23 protein-coding genes and 1 tRNA gene are annotated in these 22,791 nt (G+C 35.8%); 12 read left to right on the forward strand and 12 right to left on the reverse strand.

Annotated elements, in window-relative coordinates:
* Positions 1-33: 33 nt before the first annotated feature.
* Complete coding sequence (locus tag AC2117_RS04185; protein ID WP_133972121.1) at positions 34-1,176, reverse strand: glycerophosphodiester phosphodiesterase; 1,143 nt, start codon at positions 1,174-1,176, stop codon at positions 34-36.
* A 263-nt stretch (positions 1,177-1,439) separates the two neighbouring features.
* Here AC2117_RS04185 and AC2117_RS04190 point away from each other — a divergent pair, with 263 nt between their 5' ends.
* Both AC2117_RS04190 and AC2117_RS04195 read left to right on the forward strand, forming a co-directional pair.
* Positions 1,440-4,535, forward strand: coding sequence for a multidrug efflux RND transporter permease subunit (locus AC2117_RS04190; protein WP_133972123.1), 3,096 nt, complete (start codon positions 1,440-1,442; stop codon positions 4,533-4,535).
* Positions 4,536-4,607: 72 nt separating this feature from the next.
* On the forward strand, positions 4,608-5,186 hold the full coding sequence (locus AC2117_RS04195) for a DUF4112 domain-containing protein (protein WP_133972125.1): 579 nt from the start codon (positions 4,608-4,610) through the stop codon (positions 5,184-5,186).
* A gap of 48 nt (positions 5,187-5,234) precedes the next feature.
* Here AC2117_RS04195 and htpX read toward each other — a convergent pair whose 3' ends face one another.
* Positions 5,235-6,140: a protease HtpX gene (gene htpX, locus AC2117_RS04200; RefSeq protein WP_133972127.1), complete on the reverse strand. Its 906-nt coding sequence runs from the start codon at positions 6,138-6,140 to the stop codon at positions 5,235-5,237.
* A gap of 247 nt (positions 6,141-6,387) precedes the next feature.
* Positions 6,388-7,251 (reverse strand): lytic transglycosylase domain-containing protein, encoded by an 864-nt coding sequence (locus tag AC2117_RS04205; protein ID WP_227549226.1) that lies wholly within the window; start codon positions 7,249-7,251, stop codon positions 6,388-6,390.
* A 504-nt stretch (positions 7,252-7,755) separates the two neighbouring features.
* Between AC2117_RS04205 and ttcA the strand changes: the two genes are divergently transcribed.
* Both ttcA and AC2117_RS04215 read left to right on the forward strand, forming a co-directional pair.
* Complete coding sequence (gene ttcA, locus AC2117_RS04210; RefSeq protein ID WP_003650120.1) at positions 7,756-8,661, forward strand: tRNA 2-thiocytidine(32) synthetase TtcA; 906 nt, start codon at positions 7,756-7,758, stop codon at positions 8,659-8,661.
* Positions 8,662-8,866: 205 nt separating this feature from the next.
* Positions 8,867-9,250, forward strand: coding sequence for an SCP2 sterol-binding domain-containing protein (locus AC2117_RS04215; protein ID WP_002118641.1), 384 nt, complete (start codon positions 8,867-8,869; stop codon positions 9,248-9,250).
* A 91-nt stretch (positions 9,251-9,341) separates the two neighbouring features.
* Here the strand turns inward: AC2117_RS04215 and AC2117_RS04220 are convergent, their stop codons facing one another.
* Positions 9,342-10,454 carry a transglycosylase SLT domain-containing protein gene (locus AC2117_RS04220; protein WP_133972129.1) on the reverse strand — a complete coding sequence of 371 codons (1,113 nt, stop codon included), beginning with the start codon at positions 10,452-10,454 and terminating at the stop codon, positions 9,342-9,344.
* 372 nt (positions 10,455-10,826) lie between these two features.
* Here AC2117_RS04220 and greB point away from each other — a divergent pair, with 372 nt between their 5' ends.
* The 3 genes from greB (at position 10,827) to AC2117_RS04235 (ending at position 12,826) form a co-directional block, all read left to right on the forward strand.
* Positions 10,827-11,321 carry a transcription elongation factor GreB gene (gene greB, locus AC2117_RS04225; protein WP_133972131.1) on the forward strand — a complete coding sequence of 165 codons (495 nt, stop codon included), beginning with the start codon at positions 10,827-10,829 and terminating at the stop codon, positions 11,319-11,321.
* A gap of 89 nt (positions 11,322-11,410) precedes the next feature.
* Positions 11,411-11,500, forward strand: a tRNA-Ser gene (locus tag AC2117_RS04230).
* 447 nt (positions 11,501-11,947) lie between these two features.
* The gene (locus AC2117_RS04235; protein WP_133972133.1) at positions 11,948-12,826 is read left to right on the forward strand and encodes a MetQ/NlpA family ABC transporter substrate-binding protein; all 879 of its coding nucleotides are present in this window, start codon (positions 11,948-11,950) and stop codon (positions 12,824-12,826) included.
* 208 nt (positions 12,827-13,034) lie between these two features.
* On the opposite strand, the gene AC2117_RS04240 is transcribed toward AC2117_RS04235, so the two are convergent.
* Together AC2117_RS04240 and AC2117_RS04245 are read right to left on the reverse strand one after the other, a co-directional pair.
* Complete coding sequence (locus AC2117_RS04240; RefSeq protein WP_133972135.1) at positions 13,035-13,349, reverse strand: hypothetical protein; 315 nt, start codon at positions 13,347-13,349, stop codon at positions 13,035-13,037.
* A 118-nt stretch (positions 13,350-13,467) separates the two neighbouring features.
* Positions 13,468-13,950, reverse strand: coding sequence for a hypothetical protein (locus AC2117_RS04245; RefSeq protein WP_133972137.1), 483 nt, complete (start codon positions 13,948-13,950; stop codon positions 13,468-13,470).
* Between the two features lie 243 nt (positions 13,951-14,193).
* Between AC2117_RS04245 and AC2117_RS04250 the strand changes: the two genes are divergently transcribed.
* Together AC2117_RS04250 and AC2117_RS04255 are read left to right on the forward strand one after the other, a co-directional pair.
* Positions 14,194-15,120, forward strand: a complete 927-nt coding sequence (locus AC2117_RS04250; protein WP_133972139.1) for an aminoglycoside phosphotransferase family protein — start codon at positions 14,194-14,196, stop codon at positions 15,118-15,120.
* A gap of 195 nt (positions 15,121-15,315) precedes the next feature.
* Positions 15,316-16,017, forward strand: a complete 702-nt coding sequence (locus AC2117_RS04255) for a DUF4882 family protein (protein WP_133972141.1) — start codon at positions 15,316-15,318, stop codon at positions 16,015-16,017.
* Between the two features lie 120 nt (positions 16,018-16,137).
* Here AC2117_RS04255 and AC2117_RS04260 read toward each other — a convergent pair whose 3' ends face one another.
* Positions 16,138-16,530 carry a hypothetical protein gene (locus AC2117_RS04260; RefSeq protein WP_133972143.1) on the reverse strand — a complete coding sequence of 131 codons (393 nt, stop codon included), beginning with the start codon at positions 16,528-16,530 and terminating at the stop codon, positions 16,138-16,140.
* 45 nt (positions 16,531-16,575) lie between these two features.
* Positions 16,576-16,851 carry a hypothetical protein gene (locus AC2117_RS04265; RefSeq protein WP_133972145.1) on the reverse strand — a complete coding sequence of 92 codons (276 nt, stop codon included), beginning with the start codon at positions 16,849-16,851 and terminating at the stop codon, positions 16,576-16,578.
* Positions 16,852-17,071: 220 nt separating this feature from the next.
* On the opposite strand from AC2117_RS04265, the gene AC2117_RS04275 reads away from it, so the two are divergent.
* Positions 17,072-17,497, forward strand: coding sequence for an Imm30 family immunity protein (locus AC2117_RS04275; RefSeq protein ID WP_227549227.1), 426 nt, complete (start codon positions 17,072-17,074; stop codon positions 17,495-17,497).
* A 469-nt stretch (positions 17,498-17,966) separates the two neighbouring features.
* Here AC2117_RS04275 and AC2117_RS04285 read toward each other — a convergent pair whose 3' ends face one another.
* Both AC2117_RS04285 and AC2117_RS04295 read right to left on the reverse strand, forming a co-directional pair.
* Positions 17,967-18,332, reverse strand: a complete 366-nt coding sequence (locus AC2117_RS04285; RefSeq protein WP_133972147.1) for a hypothetical protein — start codon at positions 18,330-18,332, stop codon at positions 17,967-17,969.
* 468 nt (positions 18,333-18,800) lie between these two features.
* Positions 18,801-19,046, reverse strand: a complete 246-nt coding sequence (locus tag AC2117_RS04295) for a hypothetical protein (RefSeq protein ID WP_133972149.1) — start codon at positions 19,044-19,046, stop codon at positions 18,801-18,803.
* A gap of 56 nt (positions 19,047-19,102) precedes the next feature.
* On the opposite strand from AC2117_RS04295, the gene AC2117_RS04300 reads away from it, so the two are divergent.
* Together AC2117_RS04300 and AC2117_RS04305 are read left to right on the forward strand one after the other, a co-directional pair.
* Positions 19,103-19,660: a TetR/AcrR family transcriptional regulator gene (locus tag AC2117_RS04300; RefSeq protein WP_133972151.1), complete on the forward strand. Its 558-nt coding sequence runs from the start codon at positions 19,103-19,105 to the stop codon at positions 19,658-19,660.
* Positions 19,661-20,019: 359 nt separating this feature from the next.
* Positions 20,020-20,469 carry a hypothetical protein gene (locus AC2117_RS04305; protein WP_133972153.1) on the forward strand — a complete coding sequence of 150 codons (450 nt, stop codon included), beginning with the start codon at positions 20,020-20,022 and terminating at the stop codon, positions 20,467-20,469.
* 182 nt (positions 20,470-20,651) lie between these two features.
* Here the strand turns inward: AC2117_RS04305 and AC2117_RS04310 are convergent, their stop codons facing one another.
* Positions 20,652-21,257, reverse strand: coding sequence for a nitroreductase family protein (locus tag AC2117_RS04310; protein WP_133972155.1), 606 nt, complete (start codon positions 21,255-21,257; stop codon positions 20,652-20,654).
* Between the two features lie 51 nt (positions 21,258-21,308).
* The gene (locus AC2117_RS04315) at positions 21,309-22,451 is read right to left on the reverse strand and encodes a glycerate kinase (protein ID WP_133972157.1); all 1,143 of its coding nucleotides are present in this window, start codon (positions 22,449-22,451) and stop codon (positions 21,309-21,311) included.
* Positions 22,452-22,791 lie beyond the last annotated feature (340 nt).

The following is a 22,791-nucleotide window of genomic DNA, read 5'->3' on the forward strand; positions in this document are numbered from 1 at the left end:
ATTTATTGCCCTGTTTTTTATTAGAAACTTTGATTATTTTGCTGCTTTTTCATAATTAATAACGGCTTCACGGCCAAGCGCTGGGTCATCTGTAAAGACGCCATCAACACCTGCTTTGAAATAGGCTTCAAATTCTTTTAAAGCACCAGTTGGGCAGCGCTCAGCTGGTTTATCTTGACTGCATTTTAAAGGCGCTGGTAAGAAATTATTTTCTGGACGAAATGTATAAGGATGTACTTTTAAGCCAACAGTATGGGCATCAGAAATAAATGAGGTGGTTTGAACTGAGCCCTTGCTATTAAAGTTCAAAATATAACCTTTACTTGGTCCTACGCCGTTTGCATATTTAGCAACATCTTTTAAACCTTGTGCTGTGGCTAAATCAGCATAAGTTTTAGTTTCACCAGATTCAACGAAGTCGGCTGGTTGTGACGTCTTGGCATCATATAGTTGAATGATTTGTGCATGTTTAATCGTTTTATGAAGGTCCAGTTGATCTTTTAGATATTTTAAATTGCTGACTTCAAAAGACTGTAAATAGACAGGTGCAATATCACGTGTATATTTATATTTGGCTAAGGTTTTAAGAAGGTTATCTTCCATCGCCAGATTATGATTTTTAAAGTAAGTCGGATGTTTAGTTTCAATATATAAACCAATGATTTTTCCAGTTTTTTTATAATTCGCTTCAGCCAGCTCAATAACTTGTTCTAGAGTCGGGACAGGGTAGAGGTCATTATAAGCGGTGTTTGCGGGTCGGAACTCAGGAATACGTTCACGCGCTTTAAGTTGGTTTAATTCACTTAAAGTGAAGTCTTCTGTAAACCAACCTGTTAAGTCTTTACCATCAATATTTTTTGTTTTTTTACGGTCTGCAAACTGAGTTAAAGTACTTACATTGGTTGTTCCACCAATCTCATTTTCATGGCGAGTAACCAATACACCATCTTTTGTGGATACTAGATCTGGTTCAATAAAATCTGCACCATCATCTATGGCTTTTTGATATGAAGCTAAAGTGTGTTCTGGACGTAAAGCGCTAGCGCCACGGTGTCCTACTACTAGAATTTTAGGAAGTTGATATTCTGGCGTAGTTGGTGTGTTTTCAGTTTTATCATCGTCATTACAACCAACTAAGCTAATTAAACTTAAGCATAAAATTGCTTTTTTAAACATAATTCTACTCATATTGTTTTAGTCGAAACGCATTTAGTCTGCTCGTTGAGTTTGACGTGATCATGAAGAATTCATGAATTTTCAGTGACACTTGTTAAAACCTTTTTTATGGGTTTGTAGGAAATGCCCATTCTGGCTTTGTTTTTGTCTTAATTGCATTTATTGTGTTAATTCTACTTGTCTTTTATATATCGCTCGTTGATGATCAAGATGCCGAATTCGGTGTTGCCACCTGTTAATTGACGACTTAATTCTGAGCAGCCATGCTATCTAAATTTTTTATTCAGCGACCTATTTTTGCCAGTGTGCTCGCAATTATTGTTATGGCATTTGGTATTTTCTCGGTGCTGAATTTACCCGTTGAACGCTATCCCGATATTGCCCCTCCAAAAATTACAGTGTCGGCAAGTTATAGTGGGGCAGATGCGCAAACGGTTGAGCAAAGTGTTACTCAGATTTTAGAGCAGCAAATACAAGGGATTGATCACTTACTTTATTTCAGTTCGACCAGTGACTCGTCGGGCCGTAGCCGAATTACGATTAGTTTTGATAATGGAACCAATCCAGATACAGCACAGGTGCAAGTACAAAATAGCATTAGTGGTGTAATAAGACGTTTACCAGATGAAGTACAGCGCCAAGGAGTGACGGTAAGTAAGTCTCTGGGCGATACTTTTATGGTAGTAGGTTTATATGACTCGACAGGTAAAACGGGCAATATTGAGCTATCGGACTATTTAACTACGCATGTGGTAGATGACCTGAACCGTATTGAAGGGGTGGGTGAGTCAGATGTTTTCGGTTCGCAATATGCAATGCGAATTTGGCTAAATCCCGATAAATTAAAACAATACAATTTAATGCCAAGTGATGTTGCCAGTGCGATTACAGCTCAAAATACTCAAGTTGCCGCGGGTGCACTTGGTGATTTACCCGTTATCGATGGGCAATATTTAAATACTAAAGTTACAGCAGGCTCTCGACTAAAAACAGTCGAAGAGTTTAAAAATATTGTCGTGAAATCAAATCAAGCAGCGAGGTATGTCTATTTAAAAGATATTGCTAGAGTTGAGTTGGGTGCAGAAAACTATCAGTCTTTTAACACCATTAATGGTTTTCCCGCCGCAGGTTTAGGTATTTCGCTGTCTTCAGGTGCGAATGCGATTCAAACTTCTAAGCTTATTCATCAGACTTTAGATGAGCTTACAAACAAATTGCCTGCGGGTTATAAAATTGTTTATCCACGAGATAATACGCCGTTTGTTCAAGAGTCAATTAAGGAAGTCGTAAAAACGCTTGTTGAAGCGATTATTCTTGTTATTTTGGTGATGTTCCTATTTTTACAAAGCTGGCGCGCTACACTCATTCCGAGTATTACCGTGCCGGTTGTTATTTTAGGGACTTTTGCTGTCTTATATGTGCTCGGTTTTAGTATTAACACCTTAACGTTATTTGCACTGGTGCTCGCCATTGGCTTGTTAGTCGATGATGCAATTGTGGTGGTAGAAAACGTTGAGCGGCTCATGCATGAACAGCATTTAACACCGAAAGAAGCAGCCATTGAGTCTATGGGTGAAATTAGTGGAGCCTTAATAGGGATTACATTGGTTTTAACTGCGGTTTTTATTCCAATGTCTTTTTTAGGCGGTTCAATTGGGGTGATTTACCGTCAGTTTTCTATTACCTTAGTTGCCGCTATGGCGTTATCGCTTGTCGTTGCATTAGTCCTCACACCAGCTTTATGCGCCTTAATTTTAAAGCCTAACCCTAAGCCTATGCGTTGGGCAGTTTGGTTTAACCAAAAAATTGATCAACTTAAAAATCAATATATCAAGATCGTACAAACAAGTATTCGTTACAGTAAATCGGTTGTTGTGATTTTTGTGGCTCTGATTGCTGTTTTTATGCTGTTTTATAGTGGTTTAAAAAGTGGGTTTATTCCTAAAGAAGATCAGGGCATTTTAAGCGTTCAAATTAAACTCGTTGATAGTGCCCCAATTTCTCAAAGTCAGAAAATTGGAGAACAAGTTCGTCAATATTTCCTGACTCAAGAAGATAAAAATGTCGACTTGGTTTTAATCCGTTATGGCCGAAATTATTCAGGTACAGGGCAGAACTTGGCCCAAGGATTTATTGCTTTAAAACCGTGGGATGTGCGTACAGGAAAAGAGGATTCGGCAGACGCTATACAAAAGCGTGCGATGAAATATTTTAGCCGTTTTAATAATGCTCAAATCAATGTGACTTTACCTGCTTCAGTCAATGGTCTAGGTCAAACTGATGGTTTGGATTTATGGATTCAAGATTTAAATGGGCAGGGGCAAGATTTTCTAGATAGCACCTTCCGTCAGTTGCAAACTCAAAGTAAAAACTACTCAAGTTTTGAAAACTTTGATAAGCAATCAACCAACAGTAAAGCCAACCTAAATATCAAAATTGACCAGAAACAGGCATTAGCAAATGGGTTAGAGCTACCTGCGATTAATAACACCCTGTCGAGTGCGTGGGGTGGAACTTACGTGAATGACTTTATTGACCGTGGTCGTATCAAGCGTGTCATGATCCAAGGTGATGCTGAATTCAGATCGAAACCTGAAGATTTATATAATTGGTCCGTACGTAATAACCTAAATGAAATGGTGCCTTTTAGTTCCTTCGCTAACTTTAGTTGGGGTGGGGCTCCTGAAATTGTAAAACGCTATATGGGTTATAGTGCTCTACAACTACAGGCTGATGTTGCGAGTGACAGCAGTTCTGGTCAGGCCATGAAAGATGTTGAGCAACTTGTAAATCAGCAAAAGGATGTGGGTTTAGCGTGGACAGGTTTATCTTTTGAAGAACAGAAGTCGACAAATCAGGCAGTCTGGTTATATTTAATTTCAGCAGGCTTTATTTTCTTATGTTTAGCAGCTCTATATGAAAGCTTGAGCATTCCCGCTGCTGTGATGACCTCTATTCCGCTTGGGGTAGGGGGAAGCGTTATTTTCTCTTATATTTTCGGCCTGCCAAATGATGTTTATTTCCAAATCGCGCTGTTAACCACGATTGGCTTGTCGTGTAAAAACGCAATTTTAATTGTTGAGTTTGCCGCATTGGCTCAAGAAAAGGGCAAGAATGCAATTGAAGCGGCTTTAGAAGGCGCTAGCTTGCGCCTAAGACCGATTTTAATGACATCCTTGGCTTTTGGTGCCGGAGTACTTCCTTTGGTCTTTGCACAAGGTGCAGGGGCTGTGAGTCGCCAAGAAATCGGTATTAGTATTTTAGGTGGCGTTATGTTTGGTACTGTGCTGGTTTTATTCTTTATTCCAGTGATGTATGTATTATTGCGTTCATTGTTTCGATCGAAAACTTCGAGTTAACAGCAAACAATTTAAAAACAGGCATTAAATCAAGTATATTAAGTTCAACTTCTCTTCATATATTTGATTTAGATGCCTCAAGAAAAAAAATTAACAGAGCAGCAGGTCATTGCGCTAGAACGAGACCTTGCCAAGTTCGCCACCATGATGGACAGCGCAGTGCGCATTCCTTTTACAAAGCAGGGTATTGGTGCAGATGCGGCATTAAGTACCATTCCTGTTGCGGGTGATATCGCTGGTTTTGCCCTTACATGCTATGCCATTTATAAAGCTAAACAGATTGGTGTGCCACAACACAAGTTAACTCCAGTGATTAAGCTGGCTGTTGTAGATGCTGTAGTGGGTTTTGTTCCGGTTGCAGGCACTATTTTTGATATTTTTATACGTCCTAGTAGAAAAGCATTAGATGTAGTGCACGCCCACATACGTGAAGAATATGCGATCCAGAGCGATATTCATGTTGTTCATCCATATTTACATGAAAAGCTCGAAAAGAAGCAGCAGCATTCAGCCTTTTGGCGTAATCCCGTAGTTAGTTGGTTATGGTTACATATCCCCGATTTATTAGGTGCCTTTGTACTGCTTTTAATTGGCTTGGCTATTTGGTGGGGAGCAAGTTATCTCTGGGGCTTTTATCAAACCATGTCATAAAAAAATAAAGCCTCCAACTGGAGGCTTTATTACTTCACGTTAAACGTTTTATGGGCAATCTAATTGATGTAAAGCTGCCACACGTTGTTCAATTGTTGGGTGGGTCTGGAACAAGGCAGCTAGACTAAAACCTTGCTCTTTACCTTCCGCAATCGCGAAAGCTTTCATTTCTTTTGGCATTTGATCTGGCATTTCTGTCTCAGCTTGTAGACGTAATAATGCAGAAATCATTGCTTGTTTACCTGCTAAACGCGCACCTGCTTCATCAGCACGGTATTCACGATAACGAGAGAACCACATCACAATCGCAGAAGCGAGAATACCAAAGACGATATCTAATACTATGGTAATAACGAAGTAACCCATACCCGGTGCTTCACCATCTTGACGACCAAAAACATTACGGTCGATAAAATCACCGACTACACGAGCAAAGAACATAACAAAGGCGTTCACAACACCTTGGATGAGTGCTAGGGTAACCATGTCACCATTCGCAACGTGACCAATCTCATGCGCAAGCACAGCACGTAGCTCATCTTTATTCATACGTTCAAGTAGACCGGATGAAACGGCAACTAAGGCATCATTCTTATTCCAGCCTGTTGCAAAGGCATTGGATTGATATGATGGAAAAATACCAACCTCTGGCATATTAATACCAGAACGTTGAGAAAGTTCAGCGACTGTTTGCAATAACCAGCTTTCAGCTTGGTTACGGGGAGCATTCGGGTCGATCAGTTCTGTACCGGTCGTTTTCTTAGCCATCCATTTTGACATGAATAACGAGATTAAAGATCCCACCATACCAAATACAAAACAGATCACTAAAAGGTTGCCTAGATTCAAGCCACCCGCGCCATGGTAACTACCGACACCGAAGAGTGACAAAATAATGCCAGCTACAACCAGTACCGCGAGGTTGGTAAGCAAAAACAAACCAATCCGCATCATTGAGAAAACCCTCTTATAAATAAAATGTTATCTGATTTACAAATTCTAAATCATGCAGCTAATATGCGGGGCTTAGGGGAAAAATTCAAGAAAAAAATAAGGAATTGATACATTCTTTCACGTAATAGAATGTACCTAAATTTAAGGAATTATTGGCTAAATTCGCCTAAATGGTAAAGATCAGGTAATAGATCATTACAATTTAAAGCTCAGAAACCTGACGGAATACAACCGTCAGTAAATGTTCTTACTCTATTCGAATATGTGCAATAGCAGTGGCATTGTTCGTGACATAAGTACCTGTAGGCGCATCGGTAAATGTCCCATTAGATAAAGTCACAATTTGACGAGAAGAGGAATATTTAGGTGCTGGTGCTGCTGCTATTTGAGCTGTTGTATTTTCAGCTAAATTAGAAGATTGAGGAGTAACTTGCGCTGAAGTATTAGTAAAAGATGAAAAACCTGAACCAGATGAATATAAGTTTTGATATCGACTCGTTACACGGCGCACATAATCTTGTGTTTCACGAAAAGGTGGAATACCGCCGTATTTATCAACATTACCTTCACCTGCATTATAAGCAGCAAGTGCCATTTGTGTATTGCCACGAAAACGCTTGAGTAACCAGCTTAAATATTTTGCACCTGCAAAAATATTTTGCTGAGCATCAAAGGCATTGGTCACGTTAAATCGACGTGCAGTCGCAGGCATGAGTTGCATAAGACCTTGCGCCCCTACTGGAGAGCGAGCATTTACATTAAATCCTGACTCAGTATGCATGACTGCCTTAATTAAGCCTTCAGATACACCATGCTGTAGAGCAGCTTGTTTAATAATATGATCGAAAGCGTTTTTATTTTTATTGTAGCTAGGCAGAACAGAGGCTTCTGATGCTCCCCAGTTTGTATAACTATGGATATTACTGTCAGGGTAGTAAGTCACTTTTACTTTTTTAAGTGATTGATCATAACTTTTTCGATTCGTCAGCAATGTACTACCATTCTTATCTTGGTAAATATACATTTGGCCTGCTGAAGTCGACGTTATGCCGACCGAAAAAGTGGTCGTCCCCAGTAAACAAGAAAAAAGAAATTGAACCGATTTTTTCATTTTATGTTATTCACAATTTTAAGGTATTCAAAACTTGCCGAAGAGTTTATCAAAAAATATTACAGAAAGAACTTTTGTGTAATTTTTTTTATTTCGACTCTTTCAAAAAATCAAGCTGTTTTGTTCGAATGCTCATCAAAAAAAATTAAAAATTATTTTTAAAATGATTCTATTGACTTGAATAACATGTTGATATTAAAGGTTAAAAAACATTGGTTAAAAAATGATCAATTTAAATAAAACCCTTAACAGAAGGCCTCAACAGTTTGTCAAGTACGAAGAAATCCACAATTTTATCCACAGGTTTTGTGGAAAACTGTGGAAAAGTCCAAAAAGTAAGCACTTTGCACAAATTTTGAACGCTTCAGTCAAAAAATAGCAAGACTTTTGCATCATGCAGGAGCAATGTGACGGCTTCAAGAATTGAAACTATTCTTTTGATGCGATTCTCGTCCGAATCATATAAAATTGCGCGGTATTTTTATTTATGGGTATACCTCGTCTATGTACGCGCCAGTTGAGTCTAATCAGGGATTTAATTTTAAGCCTGAACTTCCAACAAGCTCGGCCTATTACCGTTTGCTCAAGAAGCTTCGCCGTCAAGTTGGGCATGCTATTCGTGACTTCAATATGCTTGAAGAGGGCGATAAGGTCATGGTGTGTGTGTCTGGTGGTAAAGACAGTTATACCTTGCTCGATATCATGTTGCAGTTTAAACGTATCGCCCCAATCAATTTTGATGTGGTCGCTGTTAACCTTGACCAAAAGCAACCGGGCTTTCCTGAAGATGTTTTACCACGTTATATGGAAGAGAATAACATTCCATATTACATTCTTGAAAAAGACACCTATACCATTACTAAGCGTTTAACGCCGGAAGGTAAAACCTACTGTGCAGTATGTTCACGTTTACGTCGTGGTTCTTTGTATGGCTTTGCTCAAGAAATTGGTGCGACTAAAGTTGCTTTAGGGCATCACCGTGATGACATTCTTGCAACATTCTTCTTAAATCTGTTTCATGGTGGTAGTTTAAAGGCGATGCCTCCAAAGCTTTTATCATCAGATAAGAAGAATATTCTGATTCGTCCATTGGCATATGTTGAAGAAAAAGACATCATCAAATATGCCGAGTTACGTCAGTTCCCAATCATTCCATGTAACCTTTGTGGCTCGCAGGAAAACTTACAGCGTGCCATGCTTAATGAAATGCTACGTGACTGGGATAAACAATATCCGAAACGCTTACACAGCATTTTCGGTGCGTTACAAAACGTATCTCCGTCTCAGTTAGCAGACCGTGAACTGTTTGATTTTGAAGCTCTAGATTCTCAGCGTGAGCTGGATTTTAAAGATCCAGAAGAGCTTAAAAACCGTTTAGATGTCGTGAACTTAAGCTTTGCTGCTGAATAAACAATAGACATAAAGAATGTTAAAGGCACTTTATAAATAAGTGCCTTTAATGTATCAAAATACTAAAAAATGAATGTTCCGTACAAAAAGTCATAGCCCTAAATTTAAATTACATGCTATAACAACGCTCAAGCAGAATTGCTTCACATGATGTTGTCTGGATAGGCAACTAGAGAAATTGAACAAATAAATTTGAGGAAGAATCATGCCTGCATTTTTAACTGAAGATTGGTTTGCTACTGTCGAAAAATTAACTGCTGAAGCAGGGGATCTTAATTTGCCACCCGCTCTTGCGAATTTGGCAATTAATTTAGTAGTTACAGATGCTTCTGGAAATACCGAATTAGCTTTAGATGGGGGTAAAATCCAAAAAGGTTTGTCTTCAAATGCCAAAACAACTTTAAATATGGATGCTGAAACTTTACGTAAAGTATTCTTAGAGTTTGATATGGCTGCTGCTATGCAGGCATTCATGACTGGTAAAATTAAAGTTCAAGGCGATATGTCTCAATTAATGGCTTTACAAACAGCTAAGCCAAGCCAAGAACAAAAAGATTTGTTCAAAAAAGTATTAGAGCATACAGCTTAAATTTAAAAGAATTCAAATAAAAAGCTTACCCATAGAGGTAAGCTTTTTATTTATACAAACAATGAATTTATCAACTTTTAAACAATAAAAATTAGATATTAATTCGCGTTTGCGCCATTTTGATATGTTCAAGATAAGCACGGATACGAGTGACATATTGAACTGCTTGCTTATATCGACCATTTCGCGTTTTATTACTTTGCAAATAGTCATAGAGATTGACCCATTTGTTCGGATCTTTCCCTTGAGATTGCAAGCGCTTCTGAATTTGACTTACCGCACCCGGTCCCATGTTATAGGCCACAAGCGCATACCAGTTCCGATCAGGGAAGGGAATATTATCAAATTCAGTTAGCATCAAATCGTAATACTTTGCTCCACCTTGAATGCTTTGAGCTGGATCACTACGATTGCTCACACCCATTGCTCGAGCAGTGCTATTGGTGAGCATCATTAAGCCACGAACACCTGTGGGCGAAACAGATTCTGGCTTTAAGTATGATTCTTGATAACCAATTGCGGCAAGTAAATGCCAGTCGAGATCATATTTCGCTGCACTTTGTTTAAAGCTCGCTTTATAAATCGGTAAACGCGTCGTTAAGTCACGTTGAATGGTCGACCAAGCTTCTGGTTTCACCACATTACGATTATAAAAAGAAGCGAGTTGCTGCGTCACACCATTTTGCTTACTTTGGCATACAAAGCCACTGGCAGTCTGGGTGAGGGGGTCATCAGCTTGTTTAAACACCCAGCTTAACTCAGGATTTAAACCATTCTTTTGCAAATTGACGGTATCACCACAACTTGCAGAAAAGGACATTAAACCTTTGTTCTCGATGGTACTTAAACCTGCGGTCGTCATTGCAAAGTTTGCTTTACCTTGCTGAACCCATCTAAGTGCAGTGGCATTGTCTGCCACGATTTTAAAGTCCAGCTTTACATTAAGGGTTTGCGCATAGTTACGAGCTAAGTCATAACCAAAACCGTGTAAAAACTGATCTTCTTTGAAAACAGTTGTCGGGCTTTCTACAGCAACAACAGTTAGAGTATTTGTATTTACTACAGTATTGTACTGTAGGGTTTTTCCTGCATTGATACTATGAAATGGAAAAAGCATAGTACTGAGTGCAAGTGCTTTTAACGGGAGAGAAGAAAATAAAGAGTTAAGGCAAAGCCTCGACTCTGAACTTGAATTACTGTGCATGTTGTCTCCGCTACAGATAATTTATGCCCAAAAAGTCAGACAATAAGCTGCCATAACTTTTAAAAGTTGATAAATTCAATAAGGGGTGGGCAGTCATGACGTCATTCAAAATGACATGAAATGAAAAAAACAAACTGTGTAGAAAATCTACATAGTTTTCTGAAAGGTTAAAAAATGCTCAACATTTAATCTGCGCGCATCATAATATTGAAAAAAAGTATTGTCAAATTTCGTACAATTAAATATTCGATATAACATCATAAACACATGAATTTCTTAAGGAAGAAAATTTATACACTTCTGATATGAGAAAATAGGGTATAAAATGCTACATCTTGTAAGCGATATGTTGTTGAACAGTGGTTTTTAATCATGAAATCTAACTTAATTACTCGGTCAGGGCATGACAAATTAGTTGCTGAATTAAAACAACTTTGGCATGAAGAACGACCGGAAATCACAAAGAAAGTGAATTGGGCTGCAAGCTTAGGTGATCGCAGCGAAAATGCAGATTATCAGTACAACAAGCAGTTACTTAGAAAAATTGATCGACGAGTACGCTATTTAGGAAAACGTTTAGAAGAATTAAAAATCATTGATTACGCACCAGAACAAGACGGTAAGGTGTATTTCGGCGCTTGGGTAGAAATTGAAAATGAAGAAGGTGAGCAGAAAACTTTACGTATTGTAGGGATCGATGAAATTTATGACCATCACCCGCAGCATATTTCGATTGAATCACCTATGGCCCGCGCACTGCTCGGCAAAGAAGTAGATGATGAGATTGAAGTGCATACGCCATCTGGAAAAAAGCTTTGGTATATCAATACAATTCGCTATGAAAAGAATGAAAACCCAGAAAAATAAATCAATTTGTATTTATTTTGAGCGTTTGAATTGAAAGTTAAATAAAAGATTTGCCAACTTGTGTTTTTGTTTATATTATAGCGCTCGTTGGAAGCGTGGCAGAGCGGTTTAATGCACCGGTCTTGAAAACCGACGAGGGTGTGAGTCCTCCGTGAGTTCGAATCTCACCGCTTCCGCCAAATTCTTAAAAAGCCCTTGTTAATGACGAGGGCTTTTTTTATGTATAGGACATAAATTACAGTAATAGTTAGCTTAAATTTTGCTAACAACTCCTGAAAATTTCATATAAATCAAATAAGTATATATTTTAATCAAAATTGTTGTATTTATATAATATATTTTTTATTTTCAGTGCCTTACCAAGCACATGTCTATATATCAGAATCGAACAAGTTATTTGTAGAATATTCACTTATTGATATATGATGATCCCATATTTAGAAACTGATTCAAAACATAATTCTATTGTTCAGCGAGCAAGATCAAGGAAGAAATTAGGCTGAATTCAGGCTTCTAAACCCTTATATATCTGGAGTTATTTCCAGCCAAATATTGCATTTCGACCCAATGGTTGGGAATGTCTCACTCTTTTGTAGAGTAGGCGTTTCCTATTTTAGGATGTATCTATGAAAAAATTATTTAGTGTCTTGTTCAGCGCATCTGTACTCACACTGACTGCATGTAATAAACAACCTGCACAAACTGAAAATACAGCACCAGCTAAAGACAAAACTGAGTCAGTACGCACCATTAAGCTTGTTTCAACAGGTTCAGATACTGACGTATGGAAATACGTTGCAACGCTTCCTGAAACTGCTCAAGCGGGCATTAAACTCGAAGTGACCAACCTGACTGACTATGTTGTGCTCAACACATCTGTAGCAAGTGGTGAACAAGACGTAAATGCGTTCCAGTCATTTAACTATTTGGCAGCTTATAACGCTTCAAACACTGCTAAAGTTGCTGCTGTTGCAACAACTTACTTGGAACCAATGGGTCTTTATGCAAATACAGTTAAAACTGTTGATGAGTTCCCACAAGGCGCTACAATCGCGATTCCAAACGATACTGCTAACGAAGCTCGTGCATTAACATTATTACAGTCTGCTAAACTGATTAAACTCAAACCAGACTTTGACCCTATAAAAGGGACAACCAATGATATTGCTGAAAACCCTAAAAATTTGAAGTTAAAACCAATTCAAATGACAACAGCAGTTCGTGTTAAAAACGATGTAGATGCAATTGTATTGGGTAATACATTGGCACTTGAAGGTGGCTTAAACGTACTGAAAGATTCTATCTTCCGTGAGCCTGTTGACCAGTCTACAAAGCTTTATGTGAACTTATTGGGTGTGGCTGAAGCGAATAAAAATGACCCGATCTATACGAAATTAGGTGAACTTTACCACTTACCTAAAGTACAAAAGTTTGTGAGCGAAAAATTTGCAGGTACAAAAGTTGAAGTCAACAAACCTGTTTCTGAGTTTACAGACATCAAATAAGTGATTTTTTAATTTAAAATTATCTTCCAAAGCTAAGTCTCGGTAATCGGGACTTAGCTTTTTTATTTAGAGCTTTAGAAAATTATAAAAGCCCTTATGAAGCAGAGCTTTTATATATTTAATTTTTCAGGTAACAACCTAAATAAAAGAAATTGTATGGAACTAAAAGAATACTTTAGAGGAGGATTTAAATTTTTTATTTGTCAGTTTAAGAATATTCTTTCCTAGAAAAATAAACTCCTAACATAAGTATAAGAGTAATGAAAACTCCCACGCCTGCGCTGATAGTTACTAGTTCTAAATTAAATATCTCTTTCCATAAACCATGTGCTCCCCAATCACCATCTACTCCTCGATTATTAGATTTTCGGCCATAGGTAGCTGCTACACCAAAACCTAAAGTGGAAAACAAGAAACAAGCTAAAGAAAGTTTCAGGGGATTAAACCTTGAAAATAAAGGAATTAATATTGTTGCAATAATAGTCACAACAAAGGCGGTGATGATATGCTTCCAGTTATCCATAACTTCTCATTAAATCTTATTGTTTATAGCGTCTAGGAGAAAACACTCTCCTAGAGATAGGGTATATTTTATGTTATATCAGGGGAGGAATATATAATAGATGGATGGATAAAAAACTCTAGGGCATAGAAATAGGAGTATATTTTCCTATAGGAAAATTCCATTTTGTTAAATAAGTAGTATAGCTACACCAGTCCTCATAGCTAGATAATTTTACTTCTAATCCCATTCCATCTTTCTCACACTGATATACAGCCCAAGCCATATTTCTAGGTTTATCAACTTTTAAGTCCACAAGCTTTGCTTCACTAAAACAGTTTTTTAAAGGAATCTCTAAAAGACCATTTCCTGATTGATCTGGATGAAATAAATTGAGTTTTTTAGCTTCTAATAATGCTTCTTTTAATTCAGGGTAACGAATTACTGAGTAATTGGTAGGGAAGCAATTTCTTCCTGGTCCACCGTTCGGTGAGTTTTTCATTCTTTCCCCCCAATTGAGAACAAATTCTTTTGGAGATATTTCAGATTCTTTTTTATTAATAAAATAAATAGCTGTAAGTGCTACAAGTACACTACTCGATACTAATAAGATTATCTTCACCTACTTTGTCCTTGTGTTTATAATTTAAAATTTTCCTGAAATACAAATACAAATACAAATACAAATACAAATACAAATACAAATACAAATACAAATACAAATACATTTTATATGAAATATGGCTTAGCTTTTGTTTATTTAGAGCTTTCGAAGTTCTAATAGTCCTTATAAAACAGGGCCTCTCATGTATTCTTTATCATATAATGAATAGAGATTATAACTTTATATATTTAATAAAATATTATGAAAAATTTAGATGGCTTACTTAACAGAATCCAAGCAGAGACATTGAGTTTAGTTACTCATAGAGATGGAGCTACTGTATACAAAGCACAAACTACTCAAGGAGAGGTCTTTGTAAAAGCCTATGCACGGAAAGTAGATAATGACAGATATTGTGAAATATTGAATGAGCTTAAGGCATTTTCCCTAGCCCCAGAGTTATTAGATAAATTTGAATGGGGAAATTATTTTATTGTTGTAATGAGTGCTTTAGAAGGGCAGCCAGTAAACAGTATTTTAAAAAATTGCTCGAGAACAGAAAAATTATTATTGCTAAAATCCGCAGGATCATCTCTAGGAAGTTTTCATCGAGAGATTAATTCTTGTCGTTTACATGAGATGAATTTCTGGAAGGGACGAGATAATTCTTCTGAATATCCAACTTTATGGAGCGAACATTTAAAATTAATGACATCAAAGTGGATGTCCCGTATTGATCCATCTAAAGCTGACTATCAAGAATTTAGTTATGAGTTGAATGTATTGCTTTCATATTGCAAAGATTTACGAGAACCAAAGCAGTTGAGTCTTTTGCATTGTGACTATATTGGTCGGAACCTTCTTGCAACTAACAGTAATAAAATCTCTGGTGTTTTAGATTTTGAGGCCGCCCGTATTGGAGATGCGGTTTATGATCTAGCGAAGATGGTCTGGGTAGATATAGATTTCTCTGATTTAGAATTAAGAAATTCATTTCTACGAGGTTGGGAAATCACTTATGGGGAAGAAGTTCCTCAAAGGGAATTTTTATGCTATGTCGGTATTCAATGTCTTGCAGCAATAGCTTGGACAGATAAAAATAAGCCTATGGAAGATTATACTATCTTTAGAACTTCAGCCATTAAGACATTAAAAATAGTATTAGAAGAGTTGCAGATAAAGTTTTAGTAAATTTTTAGTTTCATTAATAAATATTGCTAATGTGTGGTAAGTAATCTTATTTTGATTTTAGAAAAACACCTATCTAATAAATTACTATAGAACTTAACCAATTGTCTCTTTATCTGAAAAATTTCTAAACCTTAAATTTTTACCATACAATCAAAAATCACAATAAAATTAAGGTGAAATAATGAAAAAAATATATTGATTCTTAGCTTATTAATTATCAGTGTACAGAGTTGGGCCGAGTGTAAAATTGGTGATCTAGAGATTGATCCAAGTGCTTCACAAACACCAGAAGGGACACCAAATCCAAGCAACTATATAACAATAACTGGGCAGAAAGTGTTAACTAAGGCTTTGGCTAATATAAACATAGGAACACTGATAAAAACTAAATCTGATACCAATATTGCTCAGTCTAATGTAATTGCTTTTGAATATATTTTCAAGAAACCAATAAATCTAAATTCAAATGAACTAGCTTCAGGGTTTATCACAGGAACAAGTAATTTTGATGGTATTGTTTTTGCTGCACCAAGTTTTGGAAGTGCATATGGTTCACAGCAGAATTTATTTATGAGTTCTATTTCTGGAAACATAACCCCAACTCAGACACAAAATGAAGTTTTAGCAAATGAAACAGTGAGAGTTGGGATTTATTATAATCAAATCAGCAAGAAAACTGGTTATATTGTAAATGGCGTAGATAGGGGATACACATGGAGTTATACAACCCCATTAAGCAAAATGAAGTTTGCTATTGCAATTGAAGAGGGATTTTATGCTTCCAACTCTAGTGCCCTTGGTAAAGAAATATCATTTGAAATCGTATCTGATCATTCAAAACTACAATTTACCTATCCAACAGGCACTACAGATATTTGTGGAACGCCTCTTTAAAAAATAAATCACATGTCCAAATACTGCCTTACTATATTAGTGAGGCAGTTTTTAATAGTCTATTGAGTACTCTATTTCTAAATTCGGAATCAAATAAAATAACTTATACATTCTTATTTATTAATATTGAAAGGTTACTCCTTTAAAATCATTTTTTAAGTTATTTATAAAATTAGTACAAGCATTTATTAACTCTGGATATGTTACATAAATATTGTTTTGATCTTTATTGAACCAAACTGAGTTAATTCTCCATAAATTATCTTTTTCTTTTTCAAAAGTGAGAATATTTTTTTCTTCAAACTCCATAGAGGAATAAGAAAAATTTGGTTTCTCATCTCTATCAAGCCATTGTTTTATGTAAATGGCAAATTCCAATAAGAGTAGATACTCTTCATTGAAGATAATTTTATTTTTAACTTTAATTATCAAAGTACCTTCAATTTCTGATGAAACAATAGGATCTATGGTAGAGCTTTGTGGGCCATGCGTGATTGTATAGGAAATTTCCATATTACCTTTTTTGAGTTTTATATAGTAGAAATTTTGATAAATTATTTATTCTAAAGATATTTTTATTAATTCAGCTTTTAGCCAATTAAAAAAATTAATAAAATCAGTTTCAGATTGAAAGTAAATATTTGCTTCATCTGTAAAGATCTTCCAATCTAATAAATCATCATTTATTAGCTTTGAAATTTCATCAATACATATAGGAATTTCATCAGGATTTTTTTGAAAATAATTTAAAATATCTTGATTACTTTCAAGAATATCTAAATATCCCAGAAAAAATCCTATTAGATATCTATATTTATCTAAATATGTGGCCATGAAACTCCCTTTAGCTAAACCATGTACAGGTTCATCTACTTCAAAATTGACATTATATTTTTCTAGTAATAGTGTTGCAGTTTGATGTGCGCGTATATATTTGACACTATTATATGATCAATCTCGGATAATTTTGAACAAATTTCTGCTCAAGGCAATCTATGAAGAGAATAATTTTAAAAAATGGTATGGTATATCCATTAAGGTTTAGAGAAAAAGAATGACAGCTCGTGCTCTTGAACAAGCAATTAAGAATTTAGTTAAAGCTGCACAAATCGATAACTTTGGTGATGTAGAAGCTGTTGATACAGCTCTTGTAGAAGTTATGATTTTTAATGATCCTTCAGTGATTCGACCCTTAATTCGGTTAATAGAAGATAGTGCCCAATACGATGAGGCAATATTTTCGATCATACATAGTATTGAATCTTTTGATGATGATGTTTATATAACTGAATTCCTAAAAGAGTTACCTTATTTTGTGAATAAATCTCCCAAATGGGCTTTAATTTTACTTAAGAGAATATTAAATAGTGATAGTGCAAGAGAAGTCCTTACTGAAAAGCTCTATTCGACCTCTTCAGAGATTAAGTCGGCAGTTTTATGTATTGTTGCAATAATTAATAAAGAGAGTTCGAAGTTTTAGAAAAACAGTTGGTGTGATGGTTGCAGCAAAAACAGGTTTATAAATTATTTAGTGTTGAAATAAATATTCTATTTAAATGTATTTTGATGGTAAATATTTAATGAAAACACTCGCCATGGATAAAAAGTAAATAAAATATATAATGCATCTAATATATTTGTATTTTTTTATCTTGTAAATGCTATATAAAAATAATGAGGTGATAGATATGAAGAAAATTATAGATATAAAAAGTAATGATAGGATATATCTATCTTCACTCCACTCCCATTCGCTCAGATTGTAGTAGTAATGAATTTTTAGATAAAAATAAGTTAGTAGTACTAATAGAATATTAACTAAAATATTAAGAAGATGATTTATTGCTTTTATTTCAGAACTCCTTTTATTATTTTAAATCTATGTAGAAATTTTTCACTATAATTGTTTTATCGCCCTGTTATATTTTTACACTGGAAATATATTGAAACTAAGTTTTATTTTCTTGGGCGAGTATAGTATAAAAGTCTGCTAATAAATTACTTCCTATAACTACTTCTTTATCATTTTTATCTGTATATTTTAAACAAAAGTTACCCTGTTCTTTATCTAAAGAAGTAGATCCATCTATAATTCCTAAAATTGTACTCGTTGTATCAATAATAGTCTGCTGGATAATTGAAAATAGAATTTTTTGTTCTTTTTCCTCTAGTTTTTTAAATAGATATAAAGCATCTTTCCAATATTGAATTGTATTATCTGGTATATCTTTAGTGTTGAATGTTTCTATGTAAAATTCCATGGCCTCATCAAGAACACTATTTTTAAGTTTATTAATAAAATCTTCAGTTTTCATAATTAATCCTATTTTTTCTTAAACTAAGTGGGATATCTAGCTTTATTCATTTCTAAAAGTTCCTGTAGGAATTTATTAGGAATAGCAGAATATACTACTTTTTCAATTGTCTGTTTTCCATCTTAAATGAATTGAACACGCTAGCTCTAGGCTGTTTTTCTCCCCTTTATAAACCCTCATTTAACAATAACTCACTCATTATTTATCCTTACTTTTTAATGATCTATTTTAAAACAAATGTCATTTTGTGTGCTTGACTGCAAAAGGGCAGAGCACTATCCTTTGCCTGCTGGCCTACATTGCCAGTCGGTTTTAGCAGACCGTACTCAAGAGCATTGAAAAAACTCGTTTTTTTAATGTGAACTCGTTCGTCTCCCTTTTGTTGCGGTAGGACGGAAGGGGGACACCTTCGGGTGTGCTGGGTCTTGAGCCAGTCTGCTAACCCCCTTTCGTTCTGCCACCATAATTCTATAAATGTCTGGCAGAACTCCCAATAAAAAGGAGTTGGCTTTGCACATTCTTAATTTCTTGGCAGTCTTTGCCAAAAGCTATAACGACACAACGTAAATTATATTTAGCAGCTTGATGACCTTTAAGGTTCTCAGGCTTTAAGTCATTACGGCTCAAAAAAATTGCATCAACAATAAAACTTGAGATGTGCCAAGCGCAGTCTTTATGGCTTTGCTGTGCCTTTTTTTCTCCCAGAAAGGGCACAGGCTTTTTTTATCTCATTTATATACAACAAAAATTTATTTTATAACGGTAAAACTATGCCACATTCAGATCTTCCATTTCGTGCTTTAAGCGTACTTCATACCTCCCGATTTCTTTTTAATAAATACGGCTTTCATAAAGTCGGGGTGGACCGCATTATTGAATCTTCGAAAACTCCCAAAGCGACTTTTTATAATTACTTTCACTCAAAAGAACGGCTCATTGAAATGAGTTTAACCTTTCAAAAAGATGGGCTTAAACATGAGATACTTTCAATTATTTACGTTCAAAAAGAGTTAACGCTGCTTGAAAAGCTTCGCAAAATTTACTTTTTACATGCCGATTTAGATGGACTCTATCATTTGCCCTTTAAAGCCATTTTTGAAATTGCGAAAACACATCCAAAGGCGTATCAGGTGGTGGTTGAATATCGAAAATGGTTCATTAATGAAATCTATAATTTACTTTTAACAGCCAATTCAAATGCTTCAAAACAAGATGCACACATGTTTTTGTTTGTGATTGATGGGGCAATGGTTCAACTTTTAGACCCAAATAAGGCAGGGGAAAGAGAAAAATTACTAGATTATTTTCTAATTTCTTGGGGGAAGTAAGGTGAAAAGTGTAAGGATAATAAAAGATGAAATATAAATAAGCTATTTTTTAAAACCAATTTTTGATGTTGAGCTGAATTGCTAAGCACCCTGCAATGCAGGAAGATTCGCTAAATATCGAGAGTTGGTTGGTTTTTTAATTTTTATATTATTACCAATTATAAAAAATCATGGCTTAAATAATGTGACTGAAGTTATGTTATGAATTATTTCTGTGGATTGTTTTGGCATATAGTTTCATAGTCATTACATAGGTTACTTTTTGTTCAATTACTCTTACATATAGCAACGTTATATCCATCATACTTTCTTAGAAATCTGACTAACGGACAAAGTCAGAATAAGCAGGAGAAATAATAATGCCCCAATTTTTAATTATTGCGGAGAAGGTTTATAAAAAATTTGAAGATTCAAAATTGTTCTCTGACAATATTATTGAGCAGTTGAATAGTTTAGTAAGTATTATCCGACAAGAGCTAAAAGGAACACCTTATAAACTTAAGTATAATTTTATTAACTTTGAAGAGTGTCTCAGCAAGCCTTTAAGTGAATGTATGGTTAAGCTGGATATCAGTTTAATGCCTTCTTATAAGAATAAGTGCGAATATATTATGTCGTTGGGAAGCTTTATTGAAAGAATAACAACAGGCGGTCAACGGAAATTTCCTCCTTTGAAAAAGCATAAGCCGCATACGGTTTTACAAGATATGGGGAGCGAAGAAGTTAAAGCGCATAAGGTAGATCTCGGAAAAATGATTACGAATTATTTTGATTCACCTGAATTTAAGAAAGTTTTGGGAAAGAATTAAAAAAATCCTGAAGTATTAAATAGATAGAGATAGCACCACACTTTCATAGTTGATGGAGCATTTTGAATATTTCGCTTTAAATAAGATTCAAAATTAGATTTATAGTGAATCTCAAATTAAAGGCTTCCAATTGTTCATAATAGAATAAGAAGCGTATGGAAGCCTGAAATCTGACTAATAACTTAGAATGTATTTTGAATAATTACATCATCAAAAGGAAGTTTACCCACACGTGGGTACGGTTGAGATGCTGATTTACCAACGGCAATCATTAAGCACACCACATGATCTTCAGGTAAGTTAATTAACTTCGCCATTGCATCAAAGTCAAAACCATCCATTGGGCAACTGTCTAGACCATGCTCTTGAGCAAGAAGCATTAAGGTCTGAGCAAAAATACCCGCACTACGCATCACTTCGTCACGTTGGGTTTGTGGACGGTCACGGTAATATTGATCAATTGCGCCTACCATAATATTTTGCACTTCTGGCGAAGCCCCATCCCAAACACGTTTAGCATCGGCTTCCCACGAGCTTACTTTCGCGCATAACACAATCAGTAAAGAAGCTTCGGTAACTTGTGGCTGGTCCCAGGCAATGGTACGAATTTTTTGTCTGAGTTCAGCGTCTTCAATCACAACAGGGCGCCAGTGCTGCAAATTAAATGCACTTGGTGCATTTGCTAAAACTTCTTGTAATAACTGTTGTTTATTTTCTTCAGAGAGTTGAAATGATGGGTCGAAGCGTTTAATTGCGCGGCGTTGCTGAATGGCATCAATAACGTTCATAAGACATTCCTATTTGTTGGTTTAACCGTTTTAAAAATAACGAAGTAATGTTTAGCGGTGGTTCTGATTAAACTTAATTAATCTAGCAATATCAATGGTTCTCTCGAAAATGAGTTCCGATGCATGTTCGCAAGCTTGTTCTAATGTGATTGGACCGTTTGTCAGTGAAAAAGCAGCCGTAACGCCGTGTTGATAAAGCGCTTGGTAGCCTTCGCCTAAAGTGCCTGCAATCACAATAACAGGTATATTTTTCATTTTCGCGACTCGACTCACACCAAAAACTGTTTTGCCATTTAAAGTCTGTCGGTCAAATTTGCCTTCACCCGTAATGACCCAATCTGCATTAGAGACTTTATTGGCAAGCTGATTGAGTTCAGCTACAACTTCGACCCCAGCTTTAAACTCTGCATTTAAAAAACTTTTAGCAGCAAAACCTAACCCCCCAGCCGCACCAGAACCAGCTTCATCTCTTTTATCGAAACCGAGCAATTGTGCCGAGACATCCGCAAAATGGGCAAGGGCTTGGTCAAGTAGTTGTACTTGAGCAGGGGTAGCACCTTTTTGTGGACCAAAAATATGTGATGCACCATTTGGACCACAAAGTGGATTTGTGACATCGGCAGCCAATAAAAAACGTGTCTGGTGAATACGCGGGTCGAAATGAGTTAAATCAATTTTTGACAATATTTGTAAAGCAAGACCACCATCGGGTAAAAGGTGTTGGTTCGAGTCTAATAAACGTGCACCTAATGCAGTTAATAAACCAGTACCACCATCATTGGTTGCACTACCGCCTACTGTTAAAATAATTTCTTTTGCACCCGCGTCCAAAGCTTCCCTAATGAGCTGGCCTGTTCCAAATGTTGTGCTGTGACAAGCATCGCGTTGTGAGGGGGGAACTAGCTGAATACCACTCGCTTGAGCCATTTCAATTATGGCTATTTTTTGTTTTTCTAACCAACCCCATTTTGCCTGAACAGGTTGACCTAAGGGGCCAGTTACTGTTTTTTCACGCCACTGGCCATCGCAGACTTCTAATATTGCTTCAATTGTGCCTTCACCACCATCTGCCATGGGGCATAAAATCGTTTCGGCTTCAGGAAAAACCTCATTCCATCCTTTGGCAATTGCCTGAGCTACATACAACGCAGATAGGCTGTCTTTAAAAGAGTCAGGGGCAATTACGACCTTCATAAGTTCTCTAAATTTAATTTCTTTTCAAATAATTTATACTGCTTAAAGCACTAAAAGCCTAGCTAAAGTCTTGTAAATTTCAGTGTGAAAAGTAATTAGGGAACATTAAAAATATAAAAGTAATTATGTTTTTATCTGTAAAAATTAAATCTTATAAATTTTAAATTTTTGATATTTATTGATTTTTTTAAAATTATGGATGGGATTAGAATAATTGTAATTGTAACGGATATGGCACATATTATAACAAGAGATGAGTCTGCTTTTGCAAAGTCATGGATAAGATAAAAAGCAAACCCATGTTATTAATTAAGAGATGAGTTAACTAATTTTACCATAA

Source organism: Acinetobacter calcoaceticus (genome assembly GCF_900520355.1).
GTDB classification, from domain to species: domain Bacteria; phylum Pseudomonadota; class Gammaproteobacteria; order Pseudomonadales; family Moraxellaceae; genus Acinetobacter; species Acinetobacter calcoaceticus_C.